General features: G+C 66.1%; 16 protein-coding genes. 12 read left to right on the top strand and 4 right to left on the bottom strand.

Translation table 11 applies throughout. The features are described from left to right. Positions 1 to 60 precede the first annotated feature (60 nt). The 4 genes from frr to TY25_RS08655 all read left to right on the top strand — a co-directional run bounded on the left by frr (position 61) and on the right by TY25_RS08655 (position 3,289). Positions 61 to 618: a ribosome recycling factor gene (gene frr, locus TY25_RS08670; protein ID WP_042255428.1), complete on the top strand. Its 558-nt coding sequence runs from the start codon at positions 61 to 63 to the stop codon at positions 616 to 618. 86 nt (positions 619 to 704) lie between these two features. Beyond that, positions 705 to 1,796 (top strand): phosphatidate cytidylyltransferase, encoded by a 1,092-nt coding sequence (locus tag TY25_RS08665; protein ID WP_226887227.1) that lies wholly within the window; start codon positions 705 to 707, stop codon positions 1,794 to 1,796. Between the two features lie 78 nt (positions 1,797 to 1,874). After that, on the top strand, positions 1,875 to 2,570 hold the full coding sequence (locus TY25_RS08660) for a MarR family transcriptional regulator (RefSeq protein WP_042255396.1): 696 nt from the start codon (positions 1,875 to 1,877) through the stop codon (positions 2,568 to 2,570). Further along, positions 2,558 to 3,289 (top strand): hypothetical protein, encoded by a 732-nt coding sequence (locus tag TY25_RS08655; protein ID WP_042255395.1) that lies wholly within the window; start codon positions 2,558 to 2,560, stop codon positions 3,287 to 3,289. Before TY25_RS08660 ends, TY25_RS08655 begins: the two co-directional genes overlap by 13 nt. Position 3,290: 1 nt before the next feature. Here the strand turns inward: TY25_RS08655 and TY25_RS08650 are convergent, their stop codons facing one another. Next, complete coding sequence (locus TY25_RS08650; protein ID WP_042255394.1) at positions 3,291 to 3,575, bottom strand: LapA family protein; 285 nt, start codon at positions 3,573 to 3,575, stop codon at positions 3,291 to 3,293. 212 nt (positions 3,576 to 3,787) lie between these two features. Here TY25_RS08650 and rlmN point away from each other — a divergent pair, with 212 nt between their 5' ends. From rlmN to TY25_RS08625, 5 genes are all read left to right on the top strand, one after another. Continuing rightward, positions 3,788 to 4,897, top strand: a complete 1,110-nt coding sequence (rlmN, locus tag TY25_RS08645) for a dual-specificity RNA methyltransferase RlmN (RefSeq protein WP_042255393.1) — start codon at positions 3,788 to 3,790, stop codon at positions 4,895 to 4,897. Between the two features lie 621 nt (positions 4,898 to 5,518). Beyond that, complete coding sequence (locus TY25_RS08640; protein ID WP_042255392.1) at positions 5,519 to 5,848, top strand: ArsR/SmtB family transcription factor; 330 nt, start codon at positions 5,519 to 5,521, stop codon at positions 5,846 to 5,848. Between the two features lie 96 nt (positions 5,849 to 5,944). Continuing rightward, positions 5,945 to 7,804, top strand: a complete 1,860-nt coding sequence (locus tag TY25_RS08635) for a phosphoenolpyruvate carboxykinase (GTP) (RefSeq protein WP_042255391.1) — start codon at positions 5,945 to 5,947, stop codon at positions 7,802 to 7,804. Positions 7,805 to 7,806: 2 nt separating this feature from the next. Further along, entirely contained in the window at positions 7,807 to 9,459 is a 1,653-nt protein-coding gene (locus tag TY25_RS08630; RefSeq protein WP_042255390.1) for a SulP family inorganic anion transporter, read from the top strand. Further along, positions 9,456 to 9,836 carry a DUF5313 family protein gene (locus tag TY25_RS08625; protein WP_042255389.1) on the top strand — a complete coding sequence of 127 codons (381 nt, stop codon included), beginning with the start codon at positions 9,456 to 9,458 and terminating at the stop codon, positions 9,834 to 9,836. The genes TY25_RS08630 and TY25_RS08625 overlap by 4 nt, the downstream gene beginning before the upstream one ends. A 780-nt stretch (positions 9,837 to 10,616) precedes the next feature. Here TY25_RS08625 and TY25_RS08610 read toward each other — a convergent pair. The 3 genes from TY25_RS08610 to TY25_RS08600 form a co-directional block, all read right to left on the bottom strand. Next, complete coding sequence (locus TY25_RS08610; RefSeq protein WP_042255386.1) at positions 10,617 to 10,904, bottom strand: hypothetical protein; 288 nt, start codon at positions 10,902 to 10,904, stop codon at positions 10,617 to 10,619. A 163-nt stretch (positions 10,905 to 11,067) separates the two neighbouring features. Further along, entirely contained in the window at positions 11,068 to 11,748 is a 681-nt protein-coding gene (locus tag TY25_RS08605; RefSeq protein ID WP_042255385.1) for a DUF8020 domain-containing protein, read from the bottom strand. A gap of 221 nt (positions 11,749 to 11,969) precedes the next feature. Then, positions 11,970 to 12,206 (bottom strand): hypothetical protein, encoded by a 237-nt coding sequence (locus tag TY25_RS08600; protein WP_146153908.1) that lies wholly within the window; start codon positions 12,204 to 12,206, stop codon positions 11,970 to 11,972. Between the two features lie 32 nt (positions 12,207 to 12,238). Here TY25_RS08600 and TY25_RS44425 point away from each other — a divergent pair, with 32 nt between their 5' ends. From TY25_RS44425 to TY25_RS08590, 3 genes are all read left to right on the top strand, one after another. Continuing rightward, complete coding sequence (locus TY25_RS44425; protein WP_256656762.1) at positions 12,239 to 12,367, top strand: hypothetical protein; 129 nt, start codon at positions 12,239 to 12,241, stop codon at positions 12,365 to 12,367. 222 nt (positions 12,368 to 12,589) lie between these two features. Further along, positions 12,590 to 13,441 (top strand): inositol monophosphatase family protein, encoded by an 852-nt coding sequence (locus TY25_RS08595; RefSeq protein ID WP_042255383.1) that lies wholly within the window; start codon positions 12,590 to 12,592, stop codon positions 13,439 to 13,441. Then, positions 13,441 to 14,697, top strand: coding sequence for a hypothetical protein (locus tag TY25_RS08590; RefSeq protein ID WP_042255382.1), 1,257 nt, complete (start codon positions 13,441 to 13,443; stop codon positions 14,695 to 14,697). Before TY25_RS08595 ends, TY25_RS08590 begins: the two co-directional genes overlap by 1 nt. Positions 14,698 to 14,762 lie beyond the last annotated feature (65 nt).

Here is a 14,762-nt window from a genome sequence, read left to right as displayed (position 1 = left end):
GACCCGCGGACGATGACGATGACGACGCTGTGGAGCCGGTGTCTAAGGAAGGACATGGTCGTGATTGAAGAAGCGCTCTTCGACGCCGAGGAGAAGATGGAAAAGGCTGTCACGGTGGCGAAGGACGATCTCGGATCCATTCGCACCGGGCGGGCCAACCCGGGTATGTTCTCCCGGATCGTGGTCGACTACTACGGTTCGCCGACGCCCATCACCCAGATATCCAGCATCACCGTGCCCGAGCCGCGCATGGTCGTGATCAAGCCCTACGAGCAGGCTCAGCTCGGCGCGATCGAAACCGCCATCCGCAACTCGGATCTCGGCGTGAACCCCACGAACAACGGTGACATCATTCGGATTTCGGTGCCGCAGCTGACCGAGGAGCGCCGCCGCGAACTGGCCAAGCAGGCCAAGGGCAAGGGCGAGGACGCAAAGGTGTCAATCCGCAATGTCCGCCGCAAAGCCATGGACGAACTGTCGCGCATCCAGAAGGATGGCGAGGCGGGGGAGGACGAGGTCGGGCGCGCCGAGAAGGACCTCGACAAGACCACCGCCAAATATGTCGGCCAGATCGACGAACTGGTCAAGCACAAGGAAGCGGAACTGCTCGAGGTCTGACGCCACGGCGTGCGCACCGGGGCAGTCGCCGCGGGTTCGAACGCAGCCGAAGGCCCGCTCGGGCGGAGGACGAACGGAACGACGAGTTGAGCGACGGGACAATCGTGGCCGAGAACGCCGCCGCGACCGGTGCGGCAGAGGAGCCGATGCCGGTGGACGGTACAGCTGAAGCGAGGCAGGAGCACGTGCGCGATGCGGGAGCATCTGGTCACGAGGCTCTAGCCGACGCGACGGTCGGCTCGGCGGTCCCGGGGTCCGAATGGTCCGCGACCGGGGGTGAGGCTGCCGTGGTCGCCGCCGATGAGCACGACCCCGAGGCGCACGGCCCGCAGGCCGTGGTCGCCGGCGCTCCGGCGTCCGGTTCGCGGGCAGGCCGGAACCTGCCCGCGGCGCTGGCCGTCGGGTTCGGGCTCGGCCTCTCGCTCATCGCGATCCTGCTGTTCGTGCCGAAGGTGTTCATCGGTGTCGTCGGCGTCGCGGTCGGCGTCGCCACCTGGGAGGTCGCCAAACGACTGCGCGAGGCCGACGTACTGGTCCCGCGCATCCCGCTCATCGTGGGCGGGCAGGCGGTGTTCTGGCTGGGCTGGCCGTACGGGGCCAGTGGGGTCGCCGGTGCGTTCGCGGCGACCACGCTGACCTGCATGGTGTGGCGGCTGTTCGATCACGGCCTGCAGACCGCGCCACGAAACTTCCTGCGCGACACCGCCATCACGATCTTCACGCTGGCCTGGATCCCGCTGCTCGCCTCCTTCGCCACCCTGCTGCTGCTCGAAGACGACGGCAACCTGCGGGTGCTGACCTTCATGATCCTGGTCGTCTGCTCCGACGTCGGCGGCTACGTCGCGGGCGTCCTGTTCGGCAGGCATCCGATGGTGCCGTCGATCAGTCCGAAGAAGTCCTGGGAAGGTTTCGGCGGGTCGCTCGTCTTCAGCGTCATCGGCGGTTTACTCACCGTCACCCTGCTGCTCGACGCCAACTCGATGATCGGCGTCGTGCTCGGTGTCGGCCTCGTGCTCGTCGCCACCTGCGGTGACCTGATCGAATCCCAGATCAAACGCGAACTCGGCATCAAGGACATGGGCACCCTGCTCCCCGGGCACGGCGGCATCATGGACCGCCTCGACTCGATGCTCCCCTCCGCGTTCGTCTCCTGGTTGGTCCTGAGCACCCTGCTCTGAACGAGCATCGAGAAGCAGCTCTGAACTGCAGGTATAAATTTTCTCGCACATCCCCGTAAAAATTTATACACTCGGCGCATGTCCGAGAAACGCTTGGCGCACGCCGAGGTCGCGGTGCTGGCCTACCTCCTCGGCAACCCTACGCCGCAACGCCAGGTCCATATCGCCGCGGCCACCGGCGTCACACAGGCGCGTATCTCGCAGATTCTGACCGCGGCCGACGCGAAAGGCTGGACCGAGCGATCCGCTGACGGCTGGCAGGTCCGGCGACCTCGCGAATTGTTCGATCGACTGGTTGCGGCCCGTGCGCCGAGACAGGAAGCTGCCGAAGCCTGGTACAGCCTCGACAGCGCGCAAAGGCAGATCGAGCTGGTGCTGGAACACGCTACGGCGCAGCACGTCTCGGTGCGGGTCTGCGGTGATTGGGCAGCCGACCTCGTCGCGCCGTGGCGGATCCCCGACATCGTGCTGATTCATGCCGATAGCCGCCTCGACCTGGAAAGTGCCGGATTCGTCCGGGTGGAAACCGATCCGTCCGATGCGACCCTGGTGGTCAGTGTCGGTGCGATTTCGCCGGGATGGCATCTGGATTCGAGGCTTGCGGCCGCGATGGGCGGTCCGCGGGATCTGGCGTGGCCGCTGGCGCCGGTCATCGAGGTGGCCAGGCATATCCGCACCGTCGGCGGTCCCGACGCGCTCGACGCGGTCGCCGAACTGGAACAGCGATTTCTCAGCGCGCGCGCTGACCTCGAGGTCTCGTCGTGTACGAGCTGAATGTCGTCAGCGGATCTCGCGCGGAAGACGGTGCGTACGTTGCGCTGGCCGATGCCGCCGGCGCCGCGGTGGCGTCGGGTTCCTGGGCGGTGATCGGCGGGCACATGGTCAATCTGCACGTCCTGCGCACAGGCGTGTCGGTGCCGTTGCGGGCGACCAGGGACGCCGACCTCGCCGTCGAACTGGTCAGCATTCGCGGCGGTGCGCTCTTGGACCGCCTACGTCTGCTCGGTTACGACAATCCCCGGTCCGGCAACAGATTCGAGCGATCGGTCGGCGGGACATTCGCGACCATCGACCTGCTCGCTCCCTCGTTCACCAATCGGCACGTACCCGATCTCGACGCGGGTCCCATTGCGGTGAACGGGATCCCGGCGGTCCACGTCGCCTTGGCACAGGAGCCGATCTGGATCGCGCTCGCGGCCACCCTGACCGACGGCAGCCGCCTCTCGGCGCGGGTCGCGATCCCCGGCGTGGCAACCGCGCTCTGTATCAAGGTGTTCGGCTATCTGCAGCGGCGGGTACCGCGCGACGCCGAAGACATCGGCCGACTGCTGGAGTGCAGTTATGCAGACGGCGGCCGGTGGCCCGAAGGGGCCACGTTCACCGAAGCGCTCGGCTTGTTGCAGGAGTACTTCGACCGGCCCGGGCAGGCCTTGCGGAAGTGGAGCGGGAACCCTGCTCGAATCCGCGCACTGGTGCGGGCGCTGGCGCGGTGACCTACTTCTTGGCTGCGCGGCGCAATTGGAGGATGCGGACACCGCCGACGAGGGCCATGACGAGTGCGCCGCCGATCACCGACAGCAGGACCGCGACACCGAGCGGCAGCGAGAAATGCCAGAAGAACAGGCCCACGTTCACCTGGTCGAGGTTCTGCAGGATGAAGACCAGCAGGACGATCAGGATCAGTGCGCCGGCGATCAAGGCCACCCAGGTGTTGCCCGTGCGTGACGACAGCGACTGGCGGTGCTTGGTCGGAACCGTGGTCGTCGGCCCGGTTGTCACAGGTGGGGCGACCGGGTCGGGGTGGGGGCGGTGCGCTCGTCCGTCAGATCGGGATCGGGCTCCGGCAGGTGGTCAGGATTGGTCGACATGGGTCGATCATTACCCACTGCTATTACAACCACACGTATTTCCTGGCAACGAACTGGGCATGTCGTCCGGCTGGAGCGGGCGAGTGTGCGGCGCATTCGCCCAGATGGGAGAATGGGGGAACTATGACCGTCTCCCTGCCCCTCGTTTTCGATGCTCCGCGCCGTGGCATGCCGCCGCGGCACCTCGCCGACCTCGATGCCGAGGGCAGGCGGGCGGCCGTCGAGGAGCTGGGACTGCCGAAGTTCCGCGCCGACCAGATCGCCCGCCAGTACTACGGCAGGCTGCAAGCCGACCCGGAACAGATGACCGACCTGCCCGCGCAGGTGCGCGAGAAGATCGGCGCGGCACTGTTCCCGCCGCTGATGTCGGTCGTCAAGCACGTCGCCTGCGATGCGGGCGAAACCCGAAAGACGTTGTGGCGCGCGGGTGATGGCACGCTGCTCGAAAGCGTGCTGATGCGCTACCCCGACCGGGCGACGCTGTGCATCTCCAGCCAAGCCGGCTGCGGTATGGCGTGCCCGTTCTGCGCGACCGGCCAGGGCGGCCTGAACCGCAACCTGTCCACCGCCGAAATCGTCGACCAGGTCCGTGCCGCGGCCGCCGCCATGCGCGACGGCGAGGTCACCGGCGGCCCCGGCCGACTCTCCAACATCGTCTTCATGGGCATGGGTGAGCCCCTGGCCAACTACAAGCGTGTAGTTTCCGCTGTGCGTCGCATTACCTCGCCCTCGCCGGATGGTTTCGGGATTTCGCAGCGGAATGTGGTGGTGTCGACGGTGGGTTTGGCCCCGGCGATTCGCAAGCTGGCTGATGAGGATCTTTCGGTCACTCTCGCGGTGTCGCTGCACACTCCCGATGATGAACTCCGCGATACCCTGGTCCCGGTTAACAACCGCTGGCCGGTCGCCGAAGTTCTCGACGCCGCACGCTATTACGCCGATAAGTCGGGTCGGCGTGTATCGATCGAGTACGCGCTGATTCGGGATGTCAACGATCAGCCCTGGCGTGCCGACATGCTGGGCGAGAAGCTGCACAAGGCTCTCGGTTCCCAGGTGCACGTGAACTTGATCCCGTTGAATCCGACACCGGGCAGCAAGTGGGATGCTAGTCCGAAACCTGTTGAGCGGGAGTTCGTTCGGCGGGTTCAGGGGCAGGGTGTGCCGTGTACGGTGCGTGATACGCGGGGCCAGGAGATCGCCGCGGCCTGCGGGCAGCTCGCTGCCGAGGGATAGCGCTCCGATACAGCGCCATGTCGGCGACCGTCGCTTTCCAGAGAAGTCAATGTGCGGCTTTCCTTTCTGATCAGGCCGAATCGCGCTGTCCCCGGTGGTATTTCGGCCTCCATGGGCTGATCCCACGGGCTCGCAATGTTCCCGGCTGACTGGCACCGTGCAATTCCGATTCCCGGCGAAACGATCCGACCTGGGAAAATGGGTGAGGATAAGGGTGCGACCAGTGGTCTGTCGGGATGTGATCGCAGTCGAATAGGGTCGCAATCAGCAATCGAGGAACCTAGTCGACCTTTACTCATCGACCACCGCGTCGGCAGTTGCTCGCGGTGCGGATTCGCACAGCGCTTCACGCACAGCCGCCGACAGTGTCGGGATTCGTTTGGTCCGACTGAACGAACACGACGTCCACTGCGCTGTCACGCTTGGACCATCACACGCTTACAGTCGTGGCCGGGGTCAGTCGCCTCGACCTCTGCCCGGACACGCTGCGCCCGGCTGTGGTGAGGTGGCTTCGCGGCGCGAGCGATACGCGGCTGTCAGCGTAGTTGCGCTGTTTGCTAAACTTCGCAATCAACAGGGCGGTCATCGGTCCCCGCCGTCAGCGGAAGGAGTGGCGCGCACATGCCAGGACTGCAACGGCCGCTCTATCAGATGAAGGCCGACTTCTTCAAAACCCTCGGCCATCCGGTGCGCATCCGGGTGCTGGAGTTGCTCAGCGAGCGTGAGCACGCCGTGTCGGAAATGCTCACCGAGATCGGCGTCGAGCCAGCCAACCTCTCCCAACAGCTGTCGATCCTGCGCCGCGCCGGATTGGTCGCCGCCCGTCGCGAAGGGCTCTCGGTGACCTACGAACTCACCACCTCCGACGTCGCCGAACTACTCGCCGCCGCCCGAGCCATCCTCACCGGCGTGGTCGCGGGCCAGGTCGAAGCGCTGGAACAGCCCGCGTAAACGAACCCGCACACCCGGTCGGGGGGTGTGCGCGTCCTCACTGATTGCAGCTTTTCTAAACTCACTACCTAGCAGTTTTGCGAAGGAGAACTCGCCGTGACCAATCAGTCCACCGCTGTCACAGGGGCCGCTTCGGCACCGACCGAAAACGAGGGCGTGCTCGCCTGGGTGGCCGAGGTCGCCGAACTCACCGCACCAGAGCGCATCGTGTTCTGCGACGGCTCCCGCGAGGAGTGGGACCGGCTCACCGGCATCCTGGTGGGCAAGGGCACGTTCGTGCCGCTGGAGCAGAAGCCGAACTCCTTCTGGTGTGTCTCCGACCCGGAGGATGTAGCGCGGGTGGAGGACCGGACGTTCATCTGTTCAGAGAACAAGGACGATGCCGGGCCGACGAACAACTGGGTCGACCCGGTCGACATGCGCACCGTCATGACCGAGCATTATCGCGGGTCGATGGCCGGTCGCACCATGTACGTGATCGCCTTCTGCATGGGGCCTTTGAACGCCGAAGACCCGAAGTTCGGTGTGCAGATCACCGATTCGGAGTACGTCGCGGCGTCCATGCAGATCATGACCCGCTCCGGCGCGGCGGTGTGGGACAAGCTCACCGTGGACACCGAATTCGTCAAGTGCCTGCACTCGGTGGGTGCGCCGCTGGGCGACGGTCAAGACGATGTCGCGTGGCCGTGCGACAAGACCAAGTACATCTCACATTTCCCGGAGGCCCGCACCATTTGGAGCTACGGCTCCGGGTACGGCGGCAACGCGCTGCTGGGCAAGAAGTGTTTCGCGCTGCGCATCGCCTCGGTGCTCGGGCGCGACGAGGGCTGGCTGGCCGAGCACATGCTCATCCTGAAACTGACTTCGCCGCAGGGTAAGACGCACTACATCGCGGCGGCGTTTCCGTCCTCCTGCGGCAAGACCAACCTCGCCATGCTCGAACCCGCACTCCCGGGCTGGAAAGCCGAAACGGTCGGTGACGACATCGCGTGGATGCGTTTCGGCGCGGACGGTCGGCTCTACGCGGTGAACCCCGAAGCCGGATTCTTCGGTGTCGCACCGGGAACCGGAGCCAAGACCAACCCCAACGCCATCGCCACCATCGACCGAGGCAACTCCATCTTCACCAACACCGCCCGCACCGACGACGGCGACATCTGGTGGGAAGGGCTGACCGACGAAGCACCGGACCACCTGATCGACTGGCACGGCAAGGACTGGACCCCGGCCTCGGGAACCACTGCCGCACACCCGAATTCGCGTTACTGTACCCCGATCGAACAGTGCCCCTCGGTGGCCCCGGAGTGGAACGACCCCGCTGGCGTGCCGATCTCGGCGATCTTCTTCGGCGGCCGCCGCGCCTCCACCATCCCGCTGGTGACCGAAACCTTCGACTGGGCCCACGGAGTGTTCACCGCCTCGGTATTGTCCTCGGAGACCACCGCCGCCGCAGCCGGCAAAGTCGGTGTCGTGCGCCGCGACCCCATGGCCATGCTGCCGTTCCTGGGCTATCACGTCGGCGACTACTTCGCGCACTGGCTCTCGCTCGCCGACCGCGAGGGTGCGCAACTGCCGAAGATCTTCCAGGTCAACTGGTTCCGGCGCAGCGCCGACGGCAAGTTCCTCTGGCCCGGCTTCGGTGACAATGTGCGGGTGCTGAAATGGGCGTTGGAGCGCTTGGACGGCACCGCGCCCGCCGAGACGACGCCCATCGGCTACGTGCCGACCGCGCAGGCCCTCGATCTCGACGGTCTGTCCGCCGCCGAGCGTGAACTCGCCGCCGCCGCGCTCGCGGTGAACACCGACGATTGGGTGACCGAAATCGGATCGATCGACGATTGGTACGCCACTATCGGCGGCAACCGGCTGCCCGAACAACTGCGTGAGCAGCTGGCCGCGCTGAAAACTCTTCTCGCCGAGGCGCCTTCGGACGGCACCGCCGCCCAGGGGCGCTGACCGTGCGAGCGCTGCTACCGGCCTGGTCGGACTGGAAACCCGCGGTCCGCTCCCCGGGAGCGGACCTGCTGTCCGGATTGATCGTTGCGCTGGTGGCGCTGCCACTGGCGCTCGGTTTCGGCATCTCCTCCGGGCTCGGTGCTGCAGCCGGTCTCGCGACCGCCGTCGTCGCGGGCATCGTGGCTGCGGTGTTCGGCGGCTCCCGCTTCCAAGTGTCCGGGCCGACCGGCGCCATGACCGTGGTCCTGGTGCCGATCTTCCACCGGCATGGGGGGAGCGGGGTGCTGGCCGTGGGGCTGATGGCCGGCCTCGTGCTGGTGGTGCTCGCGGTCGCCGGGGTCGGACGGGTAGTTCGATACATGCCGGCTCCGGTGATCGAGGGTTTCACCGCCGGTATCGCGGTCGTTATTGCGCTGCAGCAGTTCCCGTCCGCCCTCGGCATCACCCACGCCGAAGGCGAGAAGGTGTGGCAGGTCGCGATCGATGCACTGCGCCAATACATCTCAGGGCCGCATCACCTGACACTGGTCACCGCGCTCACCGTGGCCGCGATCATGCTGATCGGCGGTCGCTGGCTCCCGAAACTGCCGTTCGCGTTGATCGCCGTGGCAGCCGCCACCGTGGCCGCGCGATTGTTCGATCTCGACCTGGCTCCGATCGGCGCACTGCCGGCCGGGTTGTCCGCTCCCACACTGGGATTCGTGCACCTCGACCAACTGGGTTCGCTACTCGCGCCCGCGATGGCCGTGGCCGCGCTCGCGGCGTTGGAGTCGCTGCTGTCCGCGACCGCCGCGGATTCCATGGCTGTGGGCACCCGGCACAACCCCGACCGGGAACTGCTCGGCCAAGGGCTGGCCAATATCGCCGCACCCCTGTTCGGCGGCGTCCCGGCCACCGGCGCGATCGCCCGCACCGCGGTCAATGTGCGCTCCGGTGCCCGCACTCGCCTCGCCGCGCTCACCCACGCGGTCATCCTGGCCGCGATCATCTACCTGGCCGCGCCACTGGTCGCCGATATTCCGCTTGCCGCGCTGGCCGGGGTGCTGCTGGCGACGACCGTACGGATGGTCGAGACCGCGTCACTGTCCGCGATCGCCCGGGCGTCCAAGGGCGATGCCGCCATCATGGCGGTTACCTTCGTCGTCACCGTCGCGCTCGACCTGGTGACCGCGGTCGCCGTCGGGGTCGCGATCGCGGTGCTGCTCGCACTGCGGTCGGTGGCCAAAGAGGCTCGGCTACATCAGATCCCGCTCGAACTGCCGATCGAGGACACCGATCACCTGGCCGAGGAACACGACCTGCTGCACGACCACATCGTGGCCTTCCGTCTCGACGGACCACTGTTCTTCGCCGCCGCCCACCGGTTCCTGCTCGAACTCGCCGAGGTCTCCGACGTCCACGTCGTCATCCTGCGCATGTCCCACGTCACCGCCCTGGACACCACCGGCGCGCTGGTGCTCAAGGACGCCATCAGCAAACTCGAACACCACCACGTCATCGTGTTGATGTCGGGCCTGCGCGAAGACCACCAGCGGCGGCTGACCGCCATCGGCGCGCTGCCCGCCGGAGGCACGGCACACCTGTTCGACCACACACCCGACGCCATCGCCTGTGCCCGGGAGCTGGCGCCCGCCCTCGCCCGGAGCACCCCATGACCGAACGCACCACACCCAAACTCACGCAACGGATCCGCTACATCACCGGCGGCACCTTGCCGACATCGATGTCGGAGTGGGTGATCCAAGATCTCACCGGAGCGGGCGCAGCGCGACGCTACCTGCTGCGCATCCTGATCCCGATCATTCCGCCGCTGTGCCTGTTCCTGCTGATCCCCGGCCCACTGTGGATGGGGCTGGCGATGATGGCACTGCTGTACCTGCCGCTCATCTACTTCACCACCGCGCTCATGTACGTCTACCGTCGCGCTCGCCTCGCCAAACACGGCCTCGACCCGGCACTGGCCGACCAGCGCGAACGCCAACGAGGTGCCGCGGCCCGGGAAGCCTACGAACGACGTCACGGACGCGGCTGACCCGCCCGTCGATCACCGCTCAGCGCGCTGGCGGTTGGTTTCGGATTTTCCAAGATCCATACATCACGTCCGCGCCCGAGTCCGTGAGAGCGAGGCATCGGCAATGACCAGTCACATCGATTCCGGCACGAACCACGACGTCGCGCCAACCTCGAATTCCCTCGGTGTCGCGGTGGTCGCGGTGTGGGACGGAAGCGGCCTCCACGAACGGACGAGTCGCTCGTGCTGGACGGCAATGGAGGACTACACCGCACTCCTGACCGAACACACGGCGATTCGAGCCTCGGTCGTCCCGGTGACGTCGAGTCGCCCATATCCCGTCGCCACGCGCATCTCAGAACTGCCCGAGCACATCACCATGGTATTCCTGATGGGGCTCGACGCGACGAAATCGGCTGCCGTGCAATCGATCACCGCTGCCACCGGTCAGCGATTGGTGCTCTCCGAAACCGACGCACTCACCGCGACAGCGGCAGCTGCGACGGTAACAGCGCTGCGGCGCAGAGGAATTCCACCACGGCACGACAGCCTGGCGGTCGTGGGTGCGGACCGGGCACCGGGGAAGTCGGCACGACGGTGCCAGTCGGTGAAAGATCGACGTCGCCGCTGGGACGTTCGCCCATACCGTGCACACGGATGGCGTAACCTCCGGCCAGCGCGAAGCCCTGGTCACCGGCTACCGAGAGTGCGATTTCGGCGAGTTTGCGATGGTGTGGCTCCACTGGACGCGTACGCCGAAGCCAGTCGGCTCAGTTGGGCGAGCTCGGGAAATCGATTCTCTCAGGCGAGTTTGGTCTGCACGGGAAGCCACATGTAGGACCAGAGTCGCTCGAGTACTGATTCGTTGAGATAAGTGTGCAGGTCACTCGCGCTGGCAGCTTCGTTGATCACCGTGCGGTAGAGATCGACGATCCGACCTGGGCGGTCGAGATCGTATTCCGCATGACCGGACCAATCCAGGTGAGCAGGGAGGTGGACGACGCCGGTGGTCGGACCGACCAAGAGGTGTAGGTTTTCCGGGACGGCGACAGGCTTGTGGTATCTCCGCTCGCCGTGCGTCGGGTCCATCTGTGGTCTCTTCTCGATGAGAGTGCTTGCACGATCAGTCTATCGCCAGGACCGGCCGACGAAGTGGAGCCACACCTTCGGCGGGAATTCCCCTTTGTCGTGTCGAATCGACAGTTGGGTATCCGACGACAGCAGTTGAGCGCCCGAGGCTCTGCGTCGCGCCTCACATCGCACCGAGGGTGCCGGCGAGGAGGATGCCGCCGATGATGATGGCGGGGACGCCGAAGGCGATGGTGCCGACTATGGCGCCGAGGGCGGCGCCGGGGATGGCGGTGACGATGCAGCCGCCGAGGAACCCGGGGATGGTGAGGACGCCGAAGGTGGGGAGGGTGGCGGCGCCGCCGACGAGGAGGCCGCCGAGGAGGCAACCGAGGGACGCGCCGACGAGGGTGCCGATGATGGTGCCCAGGGCGGTGCCGATGCCGACGACGGTGGAGAAGGTCGACAGGGCGGCGCCGAACGCGGGGGAGGTGGGGTCCAGGGCGACGTCGTGCAGTTGGTCGGTGGTGCCGGGGGCGGGTGTCGCGGTCGCGGGGTCGACGCTCGGGGTCAGGGTCGCGGTGTTGCCGTCGATGACGGCGGCGATCGGGTAGCGCTGGTTGTCCCGGTAGTAGCCGAGCGGGAACGCGGCCATCAGGTTGCCGTCGTTGTCTCGGATCTCGAGGCGGTCGTCGGCGGTGTCGAGGGAGCCTGTGTCCGTGGTAAGGGTCATCGAAGTGCCGACGGCCTGCGCGGTGTACCGGAGGCCCGCGGGTTCCGGGTCGGCCTGGGCCGATGTGACCGAGCCGGCCACGATGGCAGCCGTACATGCCACCACGGCAACGAGTTTCGTCGATCGGGTCATGCGCACTCATCCTCGGTTTCGGCCTGTCGGCACGGCGGTACCGCGCATCGGTTCGGGATTGCGGACTTGTCCCGCGACGGCGTGGGCGTCGCGCAGCCCCGCTGACGATAGCGATTCCGCATGAATGTATGACTTCAACGGTAGTCGGCGAGTCGTCACAAGCAAGACTTGCTGAGTGTTAACCGCAGCACAGTATTGGACCACCGTCCAGTTTGTTGGAGCTACGCCGCGACCTGCGGAGTCGGCCGATTCTCGAACAGCTGCCAGGCGGGCAGACGATACCCTTTCCGCTGCGTACCGGATGCTGTCAGCAGCGCCGCACGTCGCTGCTGGGGCCGGAGATGGCGGGCGAACTCCTCGGCTGAAGCGGCGCCGGTATCGAGGACGACCGCGGTTGCCGCCCCGGTGTCGGTCGTGACCAGTGCGTCCATGACGTACCCGGACCGGCGCACCGCCAAGTCGACCCGGCTCCGTCCTGTTTCAACCGTTGATGGAGCAGGTCACGCAACTCGTCACCGTGCGATCGCGCGACATCGCCAAGCGCGGCGGCGATTTCATCATGCAGCCGACGGCCGAGGCCGCCCCGGCGCACCCAGAATTCGCTACTGCCGACAATTAGCAGGTGGCACCCGCCGGCAGGGGCGTTGCGTAGGAACGCCGTCCGCACACTACCCAGCAGGCGAACCGGTGGGCATCCAACCTGAAACCCGTTGCATGGGAGTCTGTTCGGCGGGAGAGCCGAAGCGCGCAGGTCGGCGTTCGTGTCGGATTCGTGAGCATCGGCTCAAAGGAGCCGGTGATTTAGCTACCCTCAGAGGACCAACTCGTGCGGAGGGCTCCCTTGAGCGATGTCGGATCGTTGTGGAAGGCATTGGACGAGCAGTTGCTGCCGTTGCTCGGCGGGTATCGGAAGAATCTCGCATCGTTGCAGGTAGATCGGAAGGCCGATGACACGTTGCTGTCGGAGGCGGATCTCGCGACGCAGACGGCGATCATCGAGACCATTCAACGGCACTATCCGGGGTCTCGGTTCGTCGCGGAGGAGGACGAGGCCGAGCTGCCGAGTTCGGGCGAGCCGACCTGGATCATCGACCCGATCGACGGCACCAGCGAGTTCGTCTCGCCGGACGGGCGTGAATTCTGCAGTGTCGTGTGCCTTCTCGACGCGGGCGTGCCGGTGGCCGCCTATGTGCTCGCGCCCGAATTGGGTGCCGGCCGGACGCCGATCGCGATCCACTGGTCCGGGGAGGTCGTCGTGAACGGGCAGCCGGCCCCGCAGTTGACGGCGGCGGCGAAACCGCGACGCGCGTCCGTCACACGCAGCAAAGGTTCGGTGCCCCGGAATTTCGAAGCCCCGCTCGCGGATATCGGGTGCGCGATGAAGCTGCGCACCACCTCTCAGACGCTGGACATGGTTCGCACCTGCATCGATCTGTCCGCGTGGACACAGGCGCCGGACCAGCAATTCGACCTGTTCTACCGGCCGAACCAGAAGGTTTGGGACGGGGTGGCGGGCATCGGGTTGGCCACTGCCATGGGCCGCACGGCGACCGGCGGCGACGGGCGGAGTCAACTACCACTGCAGCCGCAGTTTCTCGCGCAACGCGAACCGACATTCGCCGAAACAGTTGCGGGCGAACCCGATTCGGTCCGTTGGTTCATTCAGGTACTGGCGGAGTCGCGGAGCGGTTGATGTCGAATCGTGTCATGGTGGACGTCACGACGTTCATCAGCGCGGAGGAATTCATTCTTTCGCAGAATTCCCGGCAACCGGCAAGGCCGCGCGATCCTTTTGCGCAGCAGTGTTATGCGGAACTCGTACAGTCCCTGATCTACTTCGACGAAGTGCTGGTGCCGCACCCGACAAAATTGAATCCGGTGGCCGCCGACTACGGTACTTATCCGCGAATCCTGCGTCATCTGTTCGACCTCCGAATCGCGGTGCCGATGGCGATCGGCCCGCAGGATCGGCCCGCGCTCGACGCCGCCGAAGCCGCGGCGATGGAGACGCTGAAGACAACCGGTGTCGAGACCATGCTGCGGTTCATCGACAAGACCCGCAGAGCGGATCGAGAGGTGCAGGAGCGCGGCGGCGGTCAGCGCATGCTGGCGAACATCGCGGCGTGGGCGGACTACCAGTGGGAAAACGTCCGGATCGACGACCATCACCGCGCTCGGATCGGCGGCGTGGACGGTGTGGAACTCGACGCGTTCGGTCAATGGGCGCGGGCCTCGTCGTTCGCGATGGAGGGACAGTTCCGCAACCTGATCGCGGACACGCACCAGCAATTGTGGCTGATTGCCACACTCGTGCGTTCGCTGCGTTACTCGGCGCGGGCGAAGGTGAATGGTGTTGCGTATACGCCGCATCCGCTGCGGCGTGATTTCTCGGTCATGTTCGATCTGTTCGACGACGGCGTTCCGGAGAACACGATCGAGGAGGTTATTTCCGCGGTTCGCGGGATTCCCAGTGATATCCGCAAGGTCGCCGGACCGCGGGAGGGACGACGCCTGCAACTGCTCGAGTATCAGCTTCCGCTGCTAGGTGGGCGGCTGTGGTCGTTGCAGGATCGCGGGCGGTCGAGTCCGGACCGCTGGCTGGAGATGGTGTGCGGTCGAATCGATGAATACCGTTCTCGTGCAGTCGATTTCCGTAGGGCGCTGTCTCGTTGTGATACCGAGGAGGAAGCGCGGCGGCTGGAGCTCGACGTGGAAGGGGTACGGGATCAGTTGCTGCGGCACCTCGGACTGGACTCCGCCGAGCGGAACGCGACCGAGGACGGGTTGATCGAAACGGTCGCTTCGGTGGCGGAGTGGGGGACCGGGGTGCCGGTTACGCGGCCGTTGCGGCTGGCGATGGTGCCGTTTCGGCGGCATGCGGGCAATCTCGAGGGGTTGCATCAGAAATTTCTGTATCGCGAGTTCGTTCGGGAGATGCGGGCGGGTTAGTGGACTGGCTGGTTGTTGTCAGGGCGCAGCGTCCCCATGGCGGCGGCGGGCTGTGTAAGCTGCAC

The organism is Nocardia brasiliensis NBRC 14402 (assembly GCF_000308475.2).
In the GTDB taxonomy this organism is placed as follows: Bacteria; Actinomycetota; Actinomycetes; order Mycobacteriales; family Mycobacteriaceae; genus Nocardia; species Nocardia brasiliensis.
Note: the sequence above shows the minus strand (reverse complement) of the source record. Positions and strands in the feature narration are given on the sequence as shown.